Raw genomic sequence first — 19,145 nt, 5'->3', positions numbered from 1 at the left:
CCTGGGTGAAGAGGAAGGGCGGTCGTGACGGACCGCCTGCGCTGAACTGGCGCAAGAGCAGCTACAGCAGTGGCAACGGCGGAGCATGCGTCGAGGTCGTGGAAACCCCCGACGGTGGCCGCTACGTGGGAGACACAAAGGACCGCTCCTTGCCGCCACACCACTTCACCGCGGCGGAGTGGCATGCCCAGCCCCTTGCTGACGAAGGCTAGGCAGCATCGTCCGTGACACTTCGTGTCTCTCAATTACAAGGCCGTCGACCGCGTGAACTTGGCTGCCTGCTGTCGCGTCACACCTTGGCCCTATAGGGTCGCATGTCTCCACTGCACGGCGGTCACAGGACTGTCGGTGGGTCATCTCTAAGCTCACGGACGCAAGGTTGACAACGAGGACAGGGGCTGGAGTGCGCAAGCTGACGTTGCCGCAGCTAGAGCGGCATTTGTTCGCGGCTGCCGACATCCTCCGAGGTAAGATGGATGCCTCGGAGTTCAAGGAGTACATCTTCGGAATGCTGTTCCTGAAGCGGGCATCTGATCAGTTCGACGCCGCCCGTGAGCAGGTGATCAAGCGGCAGCTTGCCGAGGGCAGGAGTCAGGAAGAGGCCGAACGCAGGGCGTACGTCAAGAGCTTCTACCGCGACGCGTTCTTCGTACCGGACGAAGCCAGATGGCCCTATCTCCGTGATCAGCTGCACAACAGGGTCGGTGACGGCCTGAACGTCGCGTTGCAGCGGCTGGAGGAGGAGAACGCCGCGCTGGAGGGCGTCGTTCAGCACATCGACTTCACTCGCAAGGTTGGTCAGAGTACCCTGCCGGACAAGAAACTGCGGGAGCTGATCAAGCACTTCGGCAACTACCGGCTACGAAACGAGGACTTCGAGTTCCCCGACCTGCTCGGCGCGGCCTACGAGTACCTGATCGCCGAGTTCGCTGATTCGGCGGGAAAGAAAGGCGGCGAGTTCTACACGCCGCGCTCAGTAGTGCGGACCATGGTGCGGCTGGTCAAGCCCGAAGCCGGGATGTCTGTCTATGACCCCTGTTCCGGCTCTGCTGGCATGTTGATCTTCTCCAAGGAGTACGTCGAAGAACATGGGGGAAACTCCCGCGACCTCCGGCTGTGCGGTCAAGAGTACAACGGCGGCGTTTGGTCCATCTCCAAGATGAACATGTTGTTGCACGGCGTTGCCGATGCTGAAATTCACAACGGTGACACGCTGACCGAGCCAATGCACACCAAGGGCGGTGAACTGGACCACTTCGACCGGGTGCTCTCGAACCCGCCGTTCTCGATCAACTTCTTCACCGAGGGCATGCGATTCCCCCAGCGATACCGTTGGGGTAGCGTGCCGGCCGGCAGCAAGAAGGCTGACCTGATGTTCGTCCAGCACATGGTCACGGTCCTGAAGAGCGATGGCATCGGTGCTACTGTCATGCCGCACGGTGTGCTCTTCCGCAGCGGCCCGGAACGTGAGATTCGTACCAAACTCTTGAACGACGATGCGATCGAGGCCGTGATCGGCCTCCCATCGAATCTGTTCTACGGTACGAGCATCCCGGCGTGCGTCGTCATCTTCCGTTCGCCGCATTCGAAGCCTGCAGAGAAGGCGGGCAAGATCCTTTTCATCAACGCCGACGCCGAGTTCGGTACGGGCCGTGCGCAGAACTACCTGCTCCCTGAGCACGCCGAAAAGATCGTAACTGCGTACGAGGCATTTAAGGATATTCCCCACTACGCCAAGGTAGTCACTCGCGAGCAGCTGCGGGATAACGACGACAACCTCAACATCCGTCGCTATGCGGACAACGCTCCGCCCCTGGAGCCTCAGGACGTCCGAGCTCACCTTCATGGCGGTGTCCCCAGGTTCGAGGTAGCTGCCGAGGCTGACCTTTTCACCGCATACGGCTTCGACCCAAATGATCGGGTTTTCGTTGACCGCGACGCCGACTACCTCGACTTCAGTAATGGACTGTCCAAGGCGGACCTGAAAGGCATCGTCGACGCCAGCGCCGGTGTGCAAACTCGTGAGGCCGAGCTGCGCGCAGCTCTGGACAAGTGGTGGAGCAACCACGTCATAGTGCTTGAGCGACTGCCTGAGACCAAACAGCTGATGGCTTGCCGCCGCGAACTGCTCAACGCCTTCGTGGAGACAGTCGAACCAGTCGGCCTGCTTGACCACTACCAGACCTCCGGGGTGATAGTCCGTTGGTGGGATGGCGTCCAGTATGACTTGCAAACCTTGGCTAGTAGTGGCTTCGGAGGCCTCCTCGATGCGTGGATCGATACGGTGCTGTACGGGTTCGAGAATACCGACTCGAAACTTGACCCGTTCAACCACAAGCTGGTTCCGTTCCTAGTCCCAGACTTCTTGCGCGACCTGGCTGATGCTGAGGCGAGACGAGCCGAATTTGACGCCAAAGTCAAAGAAGCAACAAGCGGTGGAGAGGATGAAGAAGACGAATCTATCGACACTGTCATCTCTGACGTCGAATTGGCGAAATGGAAGAAAGAGCTTGCTGCGGCAAGGGCAAGATGGAAGAAGATCCGTGAGAGCTTTCCCGGAGGTATTAACATTGCTCGCGAAATTCTAGGCAAGGAAGCTGAGAGGGACCTTGTTCTGGCCATCTTCCGCAGTGAAGTATCCGCCCACCTGGAGGCACAGGCCGCATCTCGGCGCAGCAAGATCACAGCCGTGATGGAGAAATGGTGGGAGAAGTATGCGATATCACTGTGCTCGATCAGGTCAGACCGGGACGCGGCGGCAGCGAAGCTGGATCTATTTCTCGTGGAGTTAGGGTATGAATGAATGGCGGATAGTTGAACTCCGTGAAGCTGTCACAAAAGCTAGCGGCGGCGGGACTCCGTCGCGGGGTGTGTCGAACTTTTGGCATGGGGATATACCGTGGGCTTCAGTTAAGGATCTTTCGGAAAGTTCTTCTATTGTTAGCGAAACCCAGGAATACATCACCTCCGCCGGCTTGGGTGGAAGCGCTGCAAACCTAATTGCTCCCGGTACGCTCGTGATTGCCACTAGGATGGCAGTCGGTCGAGTGGCTATCGCTGGGCGTGAGATTGCGATCAACCAAGATCTTAAGGCGCTGACTCCTGGAAAGGATGTCGATTCCAGCTATCTTCTTCACTGCCTCCAAGGTCTACGGCCAAGAGTTCAGGCTGTGGCGACAGGGTCCACTGTAAAAGGCATTGGATCCCAGGAACTGTTGGCCATGAAGATTGGTCTTCCTGTCGTGAGAGAGCAGCGGAAAATTGCCGAGATTCTGGATGCGGCAGATGAGGCGATCCGCAGCACCGACCGGATGTTGCTGAAGGAAGAAGTATTCATCTCCGGCTTGGTGGAGGAGGTGTTCTCACAGTTTCCGGAGGATCAGACGACCCGTCTTCAGGATGTTGCCAGCGTTGATCGCGGAAAATTTACGCACCGGCCACGTAATGATCCGCGCATGTATGGCGGAGAATTCCCGTTCATCCAAACAGGCGATGTGGCGGCCGCCAAGGGCGGCTATATCTTTACGGCATCGCAAACGCTCAATGGGCGAGGCGCTAGCGTTAGCTCATCTTTTCCGCCCGATTCGATCGCCGTGACTATAGCTGCAAATATTGCAGATACCGCGATTCTTGGTAGAAGAATGTACTTCCCTGATTCTGTCGTCGGAGTTCAGGTTGCTCCGCCGAATAGCGTACGTTTCGTTGAACTTAGCATTCGGCGTTCAAAAGCTAGACTCGAAGCTAGGGCGCCGCAAAGTGCTCAAAGAAACATTAACCTTACGGACTTGAGGCCTCTTCCAATCCCTCTTGTCCCCATTGGTGATCAGCATGCAATCGCTGAGCTCTATGGCTCTTACGCCCGGCAAGTGGACGCCCTCAAATCCGAGTTGGTAAAATTGAAAAATATCAAGCAAGGGTTGGCAGACGTATTGCTTTCTGGGCGGGTGCGAGTCAAGGTTTGATTTAATTGCACTGGGATGCTCAGTTGAATGTGTCGCGCTGCTGAGATGGCTGCACGTTAGAAGATATGTCCGCGCTGATGGCCGTCACATTGCCATTGGCCAATGAGGAACTGCTGCGAGGCTGCAGGTTGGGTGCGATCCAGCGCGAAGGTCGTCTCTGGTGGGGAAGCCGGCAATGTCGCAATTAGTGAACGGTGTGTCATTGGCGACCCAGAGGGTGACATTCTGGCCGGTATTGTCCCCTTCTTTGGGCTGGACGTGTACCGAGGATTGCTGTTCTCGGGGCCAGAGCTGGCCAAGCTGGCAGCCCTCTTGTGCAGTATCTTCATGGCGCAGTCGCTGCGCAGAAGGCCGGCCCCGGGTTACGTGCTGCATGCACGGGTCGCGGAACCGCCTGTGACCTGCCAGGCGCACATCGCTTCGTATTCGAGTCGTCTCGGGCGATCTGCTGAAGCGGATCCAGGCTCGAGAACATGGTTGAATGTTCAATACTTTATGCAGTGAGGCATCGCTCAATTTTCCCGAAGATCTAGTGAAACTTTTCACCCAATCGATGATCCTCGTGCATCATGTCCTGGTGACGGGGAGGTTGTATGGCGTCTAACAAGCCGCTGTCCGAACGCATGGTGGCGGAGCTGCCGCTCATCAAGCAGCTGCTGGCGATGGGTTGGGAGCATGTCGAGAGCCGCAAGGTTGCCGGAAGCTACCCCGAGCGCGATTCTACGCGGGATGTATTGCTCGAAGGGCGGCTACGGACAACTCTGCGCAAGATCAACCTCGGCGTGGACGACGAGCCGTGGCTGGACGATACCCGTCTATCGCAGATGGTGGGTGCCCTTCAGCGGCCGGCGGGTCGGAACCTGCTGGAGATCAATCAGGAGTTAACGGAACTACTGATAGGCGGCATTGAGGTCGCTCCGCCGGGTGGTGCCAGGCAGCGACAAGTGCGGGCTGACTACATCGACTGGAACCACCCGGAACGCAACGATTTCCTCGTAATGGATCAGTTTCGGGTGCAGCTGCCGGGGAACAGTCGAAAGGCCATCATCCCAGACCTGGTGTTGTTCGTGAACGGCATTCCGCTGGTCGTGATCGAGGCCAAGGCGGGGCAGGTCGCTGACCCACTCATGCATGCCATCGATCAGCTGCGGCGGTACGCCAACCGGCGCGGCAATGTCGCGGAGGGCAACGAGCGACTGTTCCACACAAACCAGCTCGTGATCGGCACCTGCTTTGATGATGCCCGAGTCGGTACTATCACCGCCACATCGAATCACTACACCCAATGGAAGACGATCGATCCTTCTACGGATGACGAGGTTGGTACCGAGGTCGGCCACCCTGCGCCCTTCTCTCTCCAGGAGCAGCTTGCCGCGGGGATGCTACGGCCGGAGCGGTTGCTCGACCTCATCCGGCACTGCATGCTGTTCACTCAGACTGATGAGGGGCAAACCATTAAGGTGGTGGCCCGCTATCAGCAGTACCGGGCGGTTCGCCGGGCCATCAAGAGGCTCAAGACTGGCCAGCTCAAGGCGCCTGGCGTTGATGACGGGCGTGGTGGCATTGTCTGGCATACCCAGGGCTCAGGCAAGAGCCTGACCATGGTCTTCCTGATCAAGGCGATGCGCAGCGATCCCGTGCTGACGTCTTTCAAAGTCGTAGTGATCACTGACCGAACACAGCTTCAGCAGCAGCTAAGCGCGACCGCAGAGCTTACAGACGAGACGGTTGAGATCGCAAAGGACGTCAAGGACCTCAAGAAACACTTGGCGCGCGAGGGCAAGGACCTCGTCTTCGCGATGATTCAGAAGCATCGGGATCCTGATGGCTCGACTGCGGAGGAGAAGACCGTCGCGGCGGCCGAGCTCACCAAGCAATTTTCGGATCTCGGTGAGCTCAACGCTGATCACAACATCCTGGTGCTCATCGACGAGGCGCACCGGTCCCACGGCAGTGATCTACACATGAGTCTGCTGACAGCGCTACCCAACTGTGCACGTATCGGCTTCACCGGCACACCGATCATCATGGGCAAGCGCAAGAAGACTCTGGACATCTTTGGTACCTACATCGACAGGTACACCATCAAGGAGTCCGAGGAGGACGGCGCGACGGTGCCCATCCTGTACGAGGGCAGGACAACCCGTGGCTCAGTACGTGATCATGACGACTTGGACGAGCTGTTCGATGACATGTTTGTGGAGCGAACTCCCGAGGAACTCGCGCGGATCAAGCAGCGCTGGGCGACCAAGGGACATGTCCTAGAAGCGCCCAAGCTCATCGAGGCGAAAGCCCGGAACATGCTCGCACACTACGTGGACACGATCTTGCCGAACCGATTCAAGGCGCAGGTCGTTGCGACCAGTAGGGCGGCTGCGGTGCGCTACCGAGAGGCGTTCCAGAATGCACAGCGGGAACTACTAGCGAAACTCGACAGCCTTCCGCCTGGTCAACGCACAGCTGAGGCAGCCGAGGAGTACGCCCTCCGCGGCGGCCCAACCGCTCGTCTGGTCCGCGCATTGCGTCATCGTGACATCATTGCGCGGCTCGACTTCGTACCGATCATCTCGGGTGAGCACAACGATGACGCGGAACTCGCGCAATGGACGAACAAGGCCCGACAGAAGCGGGCAATCCAGGACTTCAAGAAGTCACTCCCCATCGGCGCCAGCAGCGATCCGGGGAAGACGTCGCCCGTGGCATTCCTGCTCGTCAAGTCTATGCTGCTGACCGGTTTCGACGCGCCCGTTGAACAGGTGCTCTACCTGGATCGGCACATCAAGGAAGCCGAACTACTCCAGGCGATCGCTAGGGTGAATCGGTCACGTGAGGGCAAGCAGGCTGGTTACGTCATCGACTTCTTCGGCGTGGCCGCCAACCTGAGGGCTGCATTGGCTGCCTACGCACGTGATGATCTTGAGGGTGTGCTGACCGATATACGTGAGCAGATCCCTAGGTTGCGCGAGCGGGAGCAGATCGTCAAGAACCTGTTCGTGGAGCGGGGTGTGCCGAAGTTCGATACGCTGGACGACATCGAGAAGTGTGTTCAGCTCCTTGAGGACGAGAAGCTGCGCACTGAGTTCGATGACGCGCTCAAACAGTTCGCTGCGACTATGGAGATTATCCTTCCGCGGCTGGATGCCAGGTCGCACATCGTGCCCTTAAAGACGTTCGGCAACATCCAGCGCCAAGCCCGCAACCGCTACCGTGATCTTAACGGGTTCGACGTTTCACTATACGGCGCGAAGGTACGCCAGCTCATCGACGACTACGTGATCGCACATGGTGTCGATCAGATGATTCCGCCGGTCTCGATCACGGCCGCGGACTTCGACCGCAAGGTGTCTGCCATGACCAATGCGCGGGCCAGGGCATCCGAGATGGAACACGCTATCCGGCATCACATCGACCAGCACCGCGACGAGGACCCGGCATTCTACGACCGTCTCTCCGAACGGCTGGAACGAATCCTGCAAGACCTGAAGGATCAGGCGGAAGACCTGGCGCAGGCGTTGTGGCCCCTTGTCGAAGAGGCACGTGCGGGGCGCCAAGTTGGCGATGGGGAGCTTTCGTCGGTAGAGGCTGCGTTGTATGACCTCCTGCGTGGGGCTGTACCTGGCCATGCCAAGGACGGCTCTCTTTACGAGGACCGCGAGAGCGCACTACGTGCTGCCACTGTCGATGTGATAGCCCAGATCAAGGTGGATGTCGAGCTTGTCGGCTTCTGGGACAATCCGCACAAGCAGAGCCAACTGCGTTCGTTGATCTTTGAGCGGCTTGACGTCGCTGTCAGTGGAGAGGACTTGTTCAACTTCAATCGGCTTGAAGATCTATCGACCAGCGTGTTGGAGTTTGCCAGGGCTAACCGTTCAAGGTTCACTGGCCGTTGATGACCCCAGTTGCCTCTTCAAGTTTGCCGGGGAGGGTCCGCGTCAGCGGGCTCGACTTCGAGGTCCGTGTCTCTGCGACGCGTTCGACCTTCGGTATCACCATCGAACGAGACGGTGACGTGGTCCTTCGTGCGCCTGCAGACGCGGAGCTTTCCACGGTGGAGGACTGGGCGCGGGCGAGGGTCGGTTGGGTCTTCCGGAAGCTCGCAGACAAGGACCGCCTGGTCGCCACGCAAGTCACAAAGCGGTTCCTCTCCGGTGAAGGGTTCGACCTGCTTGGCCGTCACTACCGGTTGCGGCTCGTGGAGGAGCCAGGAATACAGCTACAGGACGGGTGGTTGCGGCTGCCGAGAGGATGTGCAGAGGACGGTAGGGCTGCTGAGAAGGTGATCGCGTGGTACCGGCAGGAGGCGTTGCGTTGGTTGCCGACACGAATCGAGCCTTGGGCGGCCAGAATGGCGGCGCGACCTCGACAGCTCGATGTTCGTGACCTTGGCTATCGATGGGGTTCGTTGGGAAAAGGTGATCGATTGAACCTTCACTGGGCGATCATGCAGCTTCCGCCGAGTCTGATCGACTACGTGATCGTGCACGAACTAGCACATGTGGATGAACCAAATCACACGAAGGGATTCTGGGGGGCGGTCCGACGAGTGCTGCCAGACTATGAACAAAGGAAGACTCGATTGTCCGAAGCTGGCACGCAGTTATGGCTTCCTGTCAGTACCGGTGGTACAAGTAGCCGAATTTAGTCAATTTGATTTAGACGTCGCAGGTCCGGCCGATCTGACTGCAGGGAGGACAAATTTGAGTACGAGCGGTGTGCAGGACGGTCATGGAGACGTGGCCGTCCAAATCCGTCAGGTTGAGAAGGCTCTGCGTGCTGTTTATTTGGATGCGGGTCTTCTGGATGTCAGTGACGTGGAGGGGAAACCAGCTGAATATCGCGAGCCGCGTCTCCTTTCGAGGGCGCTAACCGCGCAGGCGGTCCGGATCGTCACGGGTTTCAGTCCGAGCGAGGCTGCGCTCACGGTCATCGACGGCTTTGCCGACCAAGGAATTGATGCGATTGCGGTCGTGGATGGACCCGATCCACACGTATTCTTAGTCCAGGCGAAATGGAGCAGGGACGGTAGGGCCAACAGTGATCGGCGGGCCGTTATGGAACTGTTTGCCGGATTGCGCCTCATTGACGACGAAGACTTTGCACCATTCAACCCGCGTGGTCGTCAACTTGCCGAGCTCGCCAAGACCGTCATGGCTCAAGGGCCTGTACCGGTTACTCAAGTCATCGTCCTGATGCGGGCCGACGACGTAACCGACGGCTTCCGTCAAGCTCTTATAAGTGGAGAGAGGGAGTTCAATCGCTACGGCGACGTACTTGATCACCGGATCATCCTTGCGCCCGAGGTGTGGGGTTCGGTCCGCAAGGACCTTGCGCCCGAACCTGTCGAACTGACTGCTGACTTATTCCCGTGGTTCGCGATCAGTGCGCCCTATGAATCGTACCAAGGCGTGGTCGAGGCTGAGCAGGTGGCCGAGTGGGTCGAGCATGGCTCGAATCTATTCAATCTGAATATTCGTAATCCGCTCGGTAGGACGCCAATAAACAATGAATTGATTGACACGCTCACTGAAAAGCCGGCTCACTTCTGGTATTTCAACAACGGTGTCACAATGCTGTGTGAGTCGGTCGAGAAGACCCAGCAGTCCATGCGTACGCCGCACACGCGTCCGCTTAGTCTGACTTTGCAGAATGCCAGTGTCGTTAACGGAGCCCAAACCGTCCGGTCCGTCGCTGAGGCGGTTGCTGCCGATGAGGCAGCTGCCTCGGCCCAGGTCGGCGTGCGCATCATCGTGACAGGAAAGGCCGCAGATTTCGCTAAGCAGACCACTCAGGCTACGAATCGTCAGAATCGTGTCGAGGCCCGTGACTTCATTGCTCTTGATCCGATTCAGGGTGCAATCCTGGAGGAGATGCGGGCCGAACTAGGTCTCGAGTACAGTGTTCGCCGTAGCGAGTTGGAGCCGCACCCGGAGGCGGGTTGCTCGGTCGTCGAGGCCGCCTGTGGATTGGCCTGCGCCCATCCCGACAGTCAATACGCGGCTCGTATCGCAACCACACTTGACGTGTTGTGGGAGCGAGGATCTCAGGGTATCTACGATTCATTGTTCCGTCCCCAGCCGAGTGCCTACCTCTTATGGAACGCCGTGCAGGTGCTGAGGGAGGTGCGGCGCAGCCTCCACCGGTTGCGTCCGCGCTACCAGGGGCGGGGTGTTGCCCTCGCTGAGCACGGTACATATCTGCTCACCCATCTCGTCTTCCGTAGGCTAGACACCGAGGCCATCGACGAACCAGATACGAAACTGGAATGGGCGATACAAGCGGTGGAGGGGACATCGCAGTTAGTCGAGGAGCTTTTGCCGGCAGTGTCAGCTGCAGTCGACGACCTGTACACCGAGCGTTCCCAGATTCGTGCAGTGTGCTCAGACGTCGCCCGTTGCCGCGAGGTTGCCAGCCGTGTGCTGGGTGCTGGTGTGCGGGCTGAGAGCGCTGCGGCACAGGGCAGGTACCGTCGCGCTCCAGTACAGCGCAAGCGGCGTCCCAACGCGGTTTCCGTTCTGATCGACAAGGCGGTACTAGCCGAGGGAGCCACGCTCAAACTTTCGGCGGCCTACCCGCTGGAGACTGACGCTCTTCGAGACTGGCTTGCCGAAGAGCAGACGCGGTCGCGAGCGACCTGGGTCCCACACCGGAGTAAGCCGATCCTCTGGGCTGCCGACGGCAAGCAGTATTCCCCCTCCGGACTAATCTCTCACATGTGGGAGCTGGCGCAGTGGGAGCAACGGCCCGTTGCGAACCAAGGAACTGCGCGGTGGGTAACCAGCTCGGGCGAGACGCTTGCCGACCTGGCGTGGCGGGTGCTCGGTGAACTCGAAGCATCGGACGAAAACGCGGGAACGGCGCTTTGACCGGTTGCTGGGAGCGCGGTCTTGCTCTGCTCGCGTAGGCGCTGTCGGCGGGTCGACCTGGCGGTCGCTTGTGTGAGCCCACGCTGACGTTGGGGCGATCGGGATATTCGCTGTTCTTGGGCCTGCTTGCTATATGGCACATTGAGCCGTCACGCTGGGACGACGGCAGCTTGCCGGTAGCAGCGTGGCGGTCTCGTCTGGACCCAAGGGCACCTACTCAGTGGGCGAGCGAGTTGACCTAATGAGTCCGGTGGATGGTGCTACCCGACTGGACCCGCTGGAGAGGCTGTCCCGTTGCATCGATGACACTGCAAAGGCAGTCCAATGCAGTGTCTCCGTTCTGACCAGCCCAATATCTCTGCATGTAGTGCCCCCGGCAGGATTCGAACCTGCGACACCCGCTTTAGGAGAGCGGTGCTCTATCCCCTGAGCTACGAGGGCTTCGTACCCGGACAGGCTACCCGACAGGTGGCCTGAGCGGCGGCTCCGGGTACGTGCTGCCCCAGCCTCGGCCCGGCCGAGGCTCGTCGCTACCGTCTTCGGCAGCCGATATGACGGGAAGCGGAGTGCGTACTTACTACGACGAGGACGACCACGAAGGCTACGAAGCCGGGCAGGACCTTCTGGCCCGGCGCTTCGCCGCCTGGGCCGCCGGGCAAGGCCGTGAGATCGACCCCTACGCCGTCGTCTCGGCGCTCCAGTTCCGGCACACCTCTGTCGACGGGCGGCTCGCCCACTGGACCGCCGCGTCGGTCCGCGACTTCCTGCTCTCCTACGTTCCGCGCACGCTGTCGGCCACCGCCGATGAGGCTGATCTCGTGCCCGAAACGCTGCGGCTGTTCCTCCGGTACCTGCACGAGACCGGGCTGGCCGACCCTGCGGGGGAGCCACTGGCGGATCTCGACGGTGCCGTCACGAACGCGATGGCCGAATTTCCGGCCGCGATGGCCGACGAACGCAATTTCGGCGTGAGCAAGTACTGGGTGATGAAGGCGGCCCGGAACGGGGTCGACCGTTCGGACCTGGATGCGGTCAACGCCTTCCTCTCCGAGGTGCGCGAGGGCCGGCACAGCTACGACGCCGAACTCCTCGACGAACTCGTGGCCCGGCAGTACCTCGAGCAGCCCGAACGCGCCCTGCCGCAGCTGCCCGTCTCGCTGCCGCCGGACTCGGCGCTCGCGGAGGCCGCCGAACGCTCCTTGCTCGTGGTCAGGCTGCGGAAACTCGTCGAATGGGTGGGTGACGGCCGGGCGCTGACCGGCACCGGCGCCCTCAAGCTCGCCGACGCCCGCGAGCTGGTGTCGCTGCTGGACACCGGCGACGACTTCGAACGGGACCTCGGCGGTGAGGTCCAGACCGTACGCAGCAGCGCCGATCTGCCGGGCCTCGCCATCCTGTTCGAGCTCGCCAAGCGCACCCGGATCGTGCGGGTGGTCAAGGGAAAGCTGGTGCGGGTGGCGAAGGCGGCGCCGCTGGTGAAGAACGCCCTCGCCTTGTGGACGGCGGCGTTCGACGCGCTCGCGGAGCCGCGCTTGCTGGTCAAGGACAGCGGCTGGGCACCCGGCTACGCCTTGTTGCTCGACGAGAACCTCGACATCGTGCTGCCGGATGTGTTCAACACGATCTACGGCATGCCGGAGCCGATGCCCGTGGTCCGGCTCGCTGAAAGCGTGTGGCTGGCCTGTGTCGAAGGGACCTACCTCGATCTCGAACCGTCGTTCGAGCCGATCTGGCGTGCCGGGTTCGCGCACGAGTTCCGCCGGCTGCTCACCCGGCTGGCCGAATTCGGCGCGGTCGAGCTGACCGTGGGACCACCCGATCCGATGTACAGCATGGACCTGGTGCCGGAGAACTCCGAGCTCCCGCCGGACGTGCAGGCCCGGCTGCGGGCCGCACTCGACGTGCCGGAGCTCGACTTGGTCGCCTTCACCCCGCTGGCCACCCGGGCGGTCCGGGCTCGGCTGCTGGCGGAGGGCCGGTTCGCGCCCCTGGTGGGGGACCTCGCCGATGCCGCTCCCGCCGCCGTGCTGGGTGTCGTCGTGGAGCACTTCGACGAAGAGGCGGCCACGGCGGAGATCACCGGCTGGCTAGCCGCGCACGGTGGCCGGGAGGCGGGGCTGCCCTTGCTGCTGGACGCCATCCGCGAGTGCCCGTTCCGCACGCGGGCGTCCGTCATGCTCGAGATCCTCGTCGGCTCTCTCCCGGGCGGCGACGTGCTGCTGCACGACCTGCGCACCGACCCGGCCTTGGGACCGATCGCGACGCAGTTGCTGGTGGATCGCGGCGAATTGGCTCTCGAGAGCGTCGATGAACGCGAAGGCCTGCTCGGGGTGACGGAGCAGTTCCTCGTCCTGCTGGAGACGGCCGGGCCGGACGCGACGGCCGCGACGCTGGCCGAGGTGCCCGGTGACGAACGCGGGCACTTGGCGAAAGCGATCCTCGCTTCAGGCCATCCCGACCTGGTCGGTCTCGCTGAGCTGGCCGAGGTGTTCGAGCAGGTTCGGGCGGTCCGCACCGCTCATCCGCTGGGCGGTCTGACCCGAACTTCGCGTGCCACGCGGAGAGGCAAGAAGCGTCGTCGCTGAGCTAGTTCGCGGGGCGGCCCGACTCTCGTCGTCACCCAGGTGAGTGGTTCTTACCAGCGCCCGGCAGGCGGGATACACCCTGCGGGACGGCCCACCGCACCTGACCTGGACGGACCAGCGCCTCACCTGGTCGTGTCTGGTTTCGAACTGCTGAACAACAGTAGGTAACCTTCGTTAACGGGACGCGGGCAGCCGCCTCCTACTGGCTGTTGCGGAGGGCTTCGTTGATCAAGCTCATGTTCGCCGACGACGAGGAACTGGTGCGCTCGGGGTTGCGCGCGATGATGTCCGGGGCTCAGGACATCGAGATCGTGGGCGAGGCCTCCGACGGCAGATCCGCAGTGGAAGTTGCCCGGCGCTACCACCCCGACGTCGCCCTGCTCGACATCAAGATGCGGGCTCCGGACGATGGGATCAGGGCCTTGAGGGCCATCCTCGCCCTCCCGGATCCGCCGACCGTGGCCATGCTGACCACCTTCGACATCGACGAGTACGTCAGCCTCGCCCTGCGGCTCGGGGCCAACGGCTTCCTGCTCAAGGACATCGACCCCGCCGCGCTGCTGCGGGCCGTGCGGGACCTGAGCCGGGGTGGGGCCGTCCTCGATCCGGGGGTGGCCGCGCGGATGGTTCAGTCCCACCGGGACGAACAACGCGCTGCTCAGCCCGCCCGGAAGCTGCTCGCCTCACTGTCCGAACGCGAACGCGAGGTCGTCGCGCTCATCGGGCAAGGGCTTTCCAACGCCGAGATCGGCGGCCGCCTGCACCTCTCCGAGGCCACCGTCAAGGGGTACGTCTCCGCGGTGCTCTCGAAGATCGGGGCGGCCAACCGGGTGCAGGCCGCGCTGCTGGCCTATCGCGGCGGCCTCCTCGACCAGTAGAACATGCTGCTCACGGCGCTGGAGTTCCTCGGGCTCGTCGCCTTCGCGGCGTCCGGGGCGCTCGCCGCCGTGCGGGCTCGGCTCGACGTCTTCGGCGTGGTCGTCGTCGGGCTCACCACCGCGCTCGGGGGCGGGGTCATCCGGGACGTCCTGCTCGGCATCCACCCGCCCACGACCTTGCGGAACTGGTCCTACCTCGCCGTCTGCGCCGTGACCGCCCTGGTCGTCTTCGCCTTCCACCCGCAGGTCGCGCGGCTGCGGCGGGGCGTGCTGCTCGCCGACGCGCTCGGGCTCGGCGTCTTCGCCACCGCCGGGACGACCATCGCGCTGAACGCCGGCGCGACCGTCTACGCCGCGTGTCTGATCGGCATGACGACCGGCATCGGCGGCGGGGCGGTGCGCGATCTCCTGCTCCGGGAAATCCCCATGGTCCTGCGGAAGGAGATCTACGCCGTGGCCGCGCTGGCCGGGTCGGTGCTCGTCGCCGTCGGTCACGCTGTGCGACTGCCGGAAGGCCCGGTCACCGTGGTCGCGGCTGCGGGAGTGGTCACCATCAGGATGATCGCGCTCTGGCGGCACTGGAACGCGCCGGTCGCTCGAGCGCCGGAGTAAGGAATTCTCTTTGTTAGTTCTGCGTGTGTTCTTAGGCGAGTCTCAGCACGCTGAGTAAAACTGTCGCCATGCGCATCCTTGTGGTGGACGACGACCGCGCCGTCCGTGAGTCGCTCCGGCGGTCCCTGGAGTTCAACGGCTACCAGGTCCAGCTGGCCAGCGACGGTGCGCAAGCCCTGGAAGCGATCATCGCCGACCGTCCGGACGCGATGGTCCTCGACGTCATGATGCCCCGGCTCGACGGCCTCGAGGTCGCCCGCCGCCTGCGCAGCACCGGCGACGACCTGCCGATCCTCGTGCTCACCGCCCGCGACACCGTCTCCGACCGGGTGTCCGGGCTGGACGCCGGCGCCGACGACTACCTGCCGAAGCCGTTCGCGCTGGAGGAGCTGCTCGCCCGGCTGCGGGCGCTGCTGCGCCGCGCCAGCCCGGAGGCCCAGAACGGCCAGGCCTCGGAGATGCTGTCCTTCGCGGACCTGACGCTCGACCCGGGTACGCGCGAGGTTCGCCGCGGCGGCCGCGAGATCAGCCTGACCCGGACCGAATTCTCCCTGCTGGAACTGTTCCTTTCCTACCCGAAGCACGTCCTCACGCGGGGCCGGATACTGGAGGAAGTATGGGGTTACGACTTCCCGACGTCGGGCAACGCGCTGGAGGTCTACGTCGGCTACTTGCGCCGCAAGACGGAGGCGGAGGGGGAGCCGAGGCTGATCCACACGGTGCGGGGAGTGGGGTACGTCCTGAGGGAAACCCCGCCGTGACCGAGCCCGGCGACCCCCGCGGCACGCGCTGGGGAACCCGCCGGTTCTCGCTGCGCGGCCGGGTGACGCTGCTCGCCGCCGCCTGTGTCGCCGGCGCCGTCGCGCTGGTCTCGATCGGCGCGTACATGGTCGTGCGCAGCAACCTCTACCAGCAGCTCGACGACGGCCTCATGGCGCGCGCCCAGGCCGCGGTCGACTCCCCGCAGGTGGGCACCGAGCTGCGGCAGGTCCCCGGCGCGTTCCTGGCCAGCGCCGACCTGCAGATCGGGCAGCTCAACGCCGCGCCCGACGTCCAGCACGCCGTGATGACCTACCCGCTGTCGAGCTCGCCGCCGCCGTTCGACCAGCGTGAGCTGAACGTCGCCAACGGCGATTCGCAGGAGTCGATGCGGACCGACCTCCGCACCGACAGCCGCGTGGTCGCCCTGCCGTCCGGACACGGCGAGGCCATCGTGCTCGCCCAGTCGATGAGCCCGACGAAGCGCACGCTGAACGAGCTCGCGCTGGTGCTGTTCCTCATCGGCGGCGCCGGCATCCTGGTCGCCGCGGCCGCGGGCACCGCCGTCGCGCGCACCGGGCTGCGGCCCGTCGACCGGCTGACGTCGGCCGCCGAGCGCGTCGCCAAGACCGGTGACCTGCGGCCGATCCCGGTCAGCGGCGACGACGAGCTGGCGCGCCTCACCCAGAGCTTCAACACCATGCTCGGCACGGTCGCGGACTCGCAGGAACGCCAGCGCCAGCTGGTCGCGGACGCCGGACACGAGCTGCGGACGCCGTTGACGTCGCTGCGCACCAACCTCGAGCTGCTGCTCGCGGCGAGCAAGCCGGGCGCGCCACCGCTGCCGAACGACGACCGGATCGACATCGTCGCCGACATCAGCGGCCAGCTCGACGAGCTGACGCAGCTCATCGGCGACCTCGTCGAGCTCGCGCGCCAGGACGAGCCGCGCGAGCGCTTCGAGCGCGTCGAGCTGCTGGACGTCGTGGAACGGGCGCTCGACCGGGCCCGGCGACGCGCGGGCGAGATCAACTTCGACGTCTCGCTGCAGCCGTGGGTGCTCACCGGGGACAACAGCTCGATCGAACGCGCCATCCTGAACCTGCTGGACAACGCGGTGAAGTTCTCGCCGCCGGACGCGACGGTCTGGGTGCGGCTGTACCCGCTCGGCGACGGCACCGCCGTGGTCGAGGTCGCCGACGCCGGCCCGGGCATCGCCGAGGAAGACCTGCCCAAGGTGTTCGACCGCTTCTACCGCTCGTCGGAGGCGCGGACGCTGCCCGGCTCCGGTCTCGGCCTGGCGATCGTGAAGCACGCGGCGGAGCGGCACGGCGGCGCGGTGTACGCGGCCCGGGCGCCCGAGGGCGGCGCGTTGATGACGATCCGGCTGCCCGGAGCGCCGGGCTGAGCCGACGGCGTCGGCCAGGATCGGCACGAGCCGCGGCGTACGTGGTGATGTTGTTCGGCTGAGGCATCGCCCCCTTCCCTTCGCCGGCGCCGTGACCTGTTGTTTCGAAGTTCACCCACGTCGCCCCTGCGGATACCGTGTTGAATCGTGTAGGATTTTGTGTGGTTGAGGTGTGACGGGGACGGAGTTGAGCGGTGCTTGCGCGTCAGCGACAGGCGGTGATCCTGGAAGAGGCACGCCGGACCGGGGCGGTCCGGGTCAGTGACCTCGTGACCAGGCTGGGTGTCTCCGACATGACGGTCCGCCGCGATCTCGACGTCCTCGCCGGGCGCGGGCTCGTCGAAAAGGTCTACGGCGGCGCCACTTCGATCGTCGGCAAGAGCACCGACGAACCCGGCTTCGAGGCGAAGTCCGTGCGCCAGCGCGCGCAGAAGGAGGCCATCGCCGACCTCGCCGCGACGCTCGTGCGGCCCGGCACCGCGATCGGCATCTCCGCCGGCACCACGACCTGGACGCTCGCCCGCGCGCTCGACGCCATCTCGGGGCTCACCATCGTGACCAACTCGATCCAGGTCGCCGACGTGCTCCGCGGGTCGACGCAGCCGGACCGCACCGTCGTGCTCACCGGCGGGGTGCGGACGCCGTCGGACGCGCTCGTCGGGCCGGTCGCCGTGCACAGCCTGCGGTCGCTGCACCTCGACGTCGTCTTCCTCGGCGTGCACGGGATGGCCGACGGGCCGGGGTTCACGACGCCGAACCTCACCGAGAGCGAGACCGACCGCGCGCTGGTCGAGGCCGGGCGCAAGCTCGTCGTGCTCGCCGACCACACCAAGTGGGGCACCGTCGGGATCTCCACGATCGCCGACCTGGACGAGGCCGACGTCGTCGTCACCGATGACGGGATTTCCGACGAGGCCAAGGAAATACTCGCCGAAAGGGCAACGGAACTCATGATCGCCGAAACGGCGGAGACAGTCGAGGCCGAAGAAGCGTGAAGCGCACCGTACGACACCTGGCCGACGGCCGGGAGATCATCTACTTCGACCAGCCCGGCGCGCCCGACCGCGTCGCCGAGGACACCCGCGACCTGCCGCCGGTTTCGGCCGCGTCGGAGATCCGGCTGGACCCGCTGACCAACGAGTGGGTCGCGATGGCCGCCCACCGGCAGACGCGGACCTACAAGCCGCCGGCGGACCTGTGTCCGCTGTGCCCGAGCAAGCCCGGCAAGCCGAGCGAGATTCCCGAAAGCGACTACGACGTCGTCGTCTTCGAGAACCGCTTTCCGTCCTTCGCCGAGGACGTCATCGGCGAGCCGTCCACTGTGGATGGCCTCGGGCTGGTGCCGGTGCGGCCCGGCCGCGGCCGCTGTGAGGTCGTCTGCTTCACCAGCGACCACGACGGCGCCTTCTCGCGGCTGAGTGCGAAGCAGGTGCGCGCGGTCGTCGACGCGTGGTCCGACCGCACCGCCGCGCTGTCCGAAGTGCCCGGTGTGGCGCAGGTCTTCCCGTTCGAGAACCGCGGCGAGGAAATCGGCGTCACGCTGTCGCACCCGCACGGGCAGATCTACGGCTACCCGTTCGTCACGCCGAAGACCGAGCGGATGCTCGACGTCGCTCGCGCCTACCAGGCCGAACACGGCCGCCCGGTGCTCGGCGACGTGCTGGCCGCCGAGCGGAAGTCCGGCGCGCGCGTGGTGGCGTCCGGCGAGCACTGGACGGCGTACGTGCCGCCGGCGGCCCGGTGGCCGATCGAGGTGCACGTCGTGCCGCACCGGCAGGTTCCGGACATCCCCGCCCTGACCGACGCCGAGCGCGATGACTTCGCCGACGTCTACCTGGACGTCCTGCGCCGGTGTGACGCGCTGTACGATCGGCCGCTGCCGTACATCGCGGCGTGGCACCAGGCGCCGGTGCGCCGCGACCGCGAGCTCGGCTGGCTTCACCTGGAACTGTTCTCCGTGTTGCGCGCCAAGGACAAGCTGAAGTACCTGGCGGGGTCCGAATCGGGCATGGCGGTGTGGGTCAACGACGCGACGCCGGAGCAAATCGCGGAACGGCTCCGCGCGGCGGGCTGATCCG

13 protein-coding genes and 1 tRNA gene are annotated in these 19,145 nt (G+C 63.8%); 13 read left to right on the top strand and 1 reads right to left on the bottom strand.

Features of this window, described 5'->3' with window-relative positions:
• Nucleotides 1-5 precede the first annotated feature (5 nt).
• The 6 genes from AB0N03_RS13500 to AB0N03_RS13475 all read left to right on the top strand — a co-directional run bounded on the left by AB0N03_RS13500 (nt 6) and on the right by AB0N03_RS13475 (nt 10,825).
• Complete coding sequence (locus tag AB0N03_RS13500) at nt 6-212, top strand: DUF397 domain-containing protein (RefSeq protein ID WP_364370074.1); 207 nt, start codon at nt 6-8, stop codon at nt 210-212.
• Between the two features lie 191 nt (nt 213-403).
• Nucleotides 404-2,803, top strand: coding sequence for a class I SAM-dependent DNA methyltransferase (locus AB0N03_RS13495; RefSeq protein ID WP_364370071.1), 2,400 nt, complete (start codon nt 404-406; stop codon nt 2,801-2,803).
• The gene (locus AB0N03_RS13490; protein WP_364370068.1) at nt 2,796-3,962 is read left to right on the top strand and encodes a restriction endonuclease subunit S; all 1,167 of its coding nucleotides are present in this window, start codon (nt 2,796-2,798) and stop codon (nt 3,960-3,962) included. The genes AB0N03_RS13495 and AB0N03_RS13490 overlap by 8 nt, the downstream gene beginning before the upstream one ends.
• 593 nt (nt 3,963-4,555) lie before the next feature.
• A complete protein-coding gene (locus AB0N03_RS13485; protein ID WP_364370065.1) occupies nt 4,556-7,852 on the top strand; it encodes an HsdR family type I site-specific deoxyribonuclease in 3,297 nt (1,098 codons plus the stop codon).
• Nucleotides 7,852-8,604 (top strand): SprT family zinc-dependent metalloprotease, encoded by a 753-nt coding sequence (locus AB0N03_RS13480; RefSeq protein WP_364370062.1) that lies wholly within the window; start codon nt 7,852-7,854, stop codon nt 8,602-8,604. The genes AB0N03_RS13485 and AB0N03_RS13480 overlap by 1 nt, the downstream gene beginning before the upstream one ends.
• Nucleotides 8,519-10,825: an AIPR family protein gene (locus AB0N03_RS13475; RefSeq protein ID WP_364370059.1), complete on the top strand. Its 2,307-nt coding sequence runs from the start codon at nt 8,519-8,521 to the stop codon at nt 10,823-10,825. The genes AB0N03_RS13480 and AB0N03_RS13475 overlap by 86 nt, the downstream gene beginning before the upstream one ends.
• A gap of 368 nt (nt 10,826-11,193) precedes the next feature.
• Here AB0N03_RS13475 and AB0N03_RS13470 read toward each other — a convergent pair.
• A tRNA-Arg gene (locus AB0N03_RS13470) sits at nt 11,194-11,266 on the bottom strand.
• A gap of 125 nt (nt 11,267-11,391) precedes the next feature.
• Between AB0N03_RS13470 and AB0N03_RS13465 the strand changes: the two genes are divergently transcribed.
• The 7 genes from AB0N03_RS13465 (at nt 11,392) to galT (ending at nt 19,141) form a co-directional block, all read left to right on the top strand.
• Nucleotides 11,392-13,410: a hypothetical protein gene (locus AB0N03_RS13465; protein WP_364370056.1), complete on the top strand. Its 2,019-nt coding sequence runs from the start codon at nt 11,392-11,394 to the stop codon at nt 13,408-13,410.
• Nucleotides 13,411-13,634: 224 nt separating this feature from the next.
• A complete protein-coding gene (locus tag AB0N03_RS13460; RefSeq protein WP_013230063.1) occupies nt 13,635-14,288 on the top strand; it encodes a response regulator transcription factor in 654 nt (217 codons plus the stop codon).
• A gap of 3 nt (nt 14,289-14,291) precedes the next feature.
• Nucleotides 14,292-14,900 (top strand): TRIC cation channel family protein, encoded by a 609-nt coding sequence (locus AB0N03_RS13455; protein ID WP_364370053.1) that lies wholly within the window; start codon nt 14,292-14,294, stop codon nt 14,898-14,900.
• 68 nt (nt 14,901-14,968) lie between these two features.
• Nucleotides 14,969-15,661, top strand: a complete 693-nt coding sequence (locus AB0N03_RS13450) for a response regulator transcription factor (protein ID WP_364370051.1) — start codon at nt 14,969-14,971, stop codon at nt 15,659-15,661.
• Entirely contained in the window at nt 15,658-17,067 is a 1,410-nt protein-coding gene (locus tag AB0N03_RS13445) for a HAMP domain-containing sensor histidine kinase (protein ID WP_364370048.1), read from the top strand. Before AB0N03_RS13450 ends, AB0N03_RS13445 begins: the two co-directional genes overlap by 4 nt.
• 194 nt (nt 17,068-17,261) lie before the next feature.
• Nucleotides 17,262-18,062: a DeoR/GlpR family DNA-binding transcription regulator gene (locus tag AB0N03_RS13440; protein ID WP_364370045.1), complete on the top strand. Its 801-nt coding sequence runs from the start codon at nt 17,262-17,264 to the stop codon at nt 18,060-18,062.
• Nucleotides 18,059-19,141, top strand: a complete 1,083-nt coding sequence (gene galT, locus AB0N03_RS13435) for a galactose-1-phosphate uridylyltransferase (RefSeq protein WP_364370042.1) — start codon at nt 18,059-18,061, stop codon at nt 19,139-19,141. The genes AB0N03_RS13440 and galT overlap by 4 nt, the downstream gene beginning before the upstream one ends.
• Nucleotides 19,142-19,145: the final 4 nt, after the last annotated feature.

It is taken from the genome of Amycolatopsis sp. NPDC051061 (assembly GCF_040682935.1).
Classification (GTDB): Bacteria; Actinomycetota; Actinomycetes; order Mycobacteriales; family Pseudonocardiaceae; genus Amycolatopsis.
The sequence above is the reverse complement of the archived record's forward strand: the minus strand, read 5'-3'. Positions and strand labels throughout refer to the sequence as shown.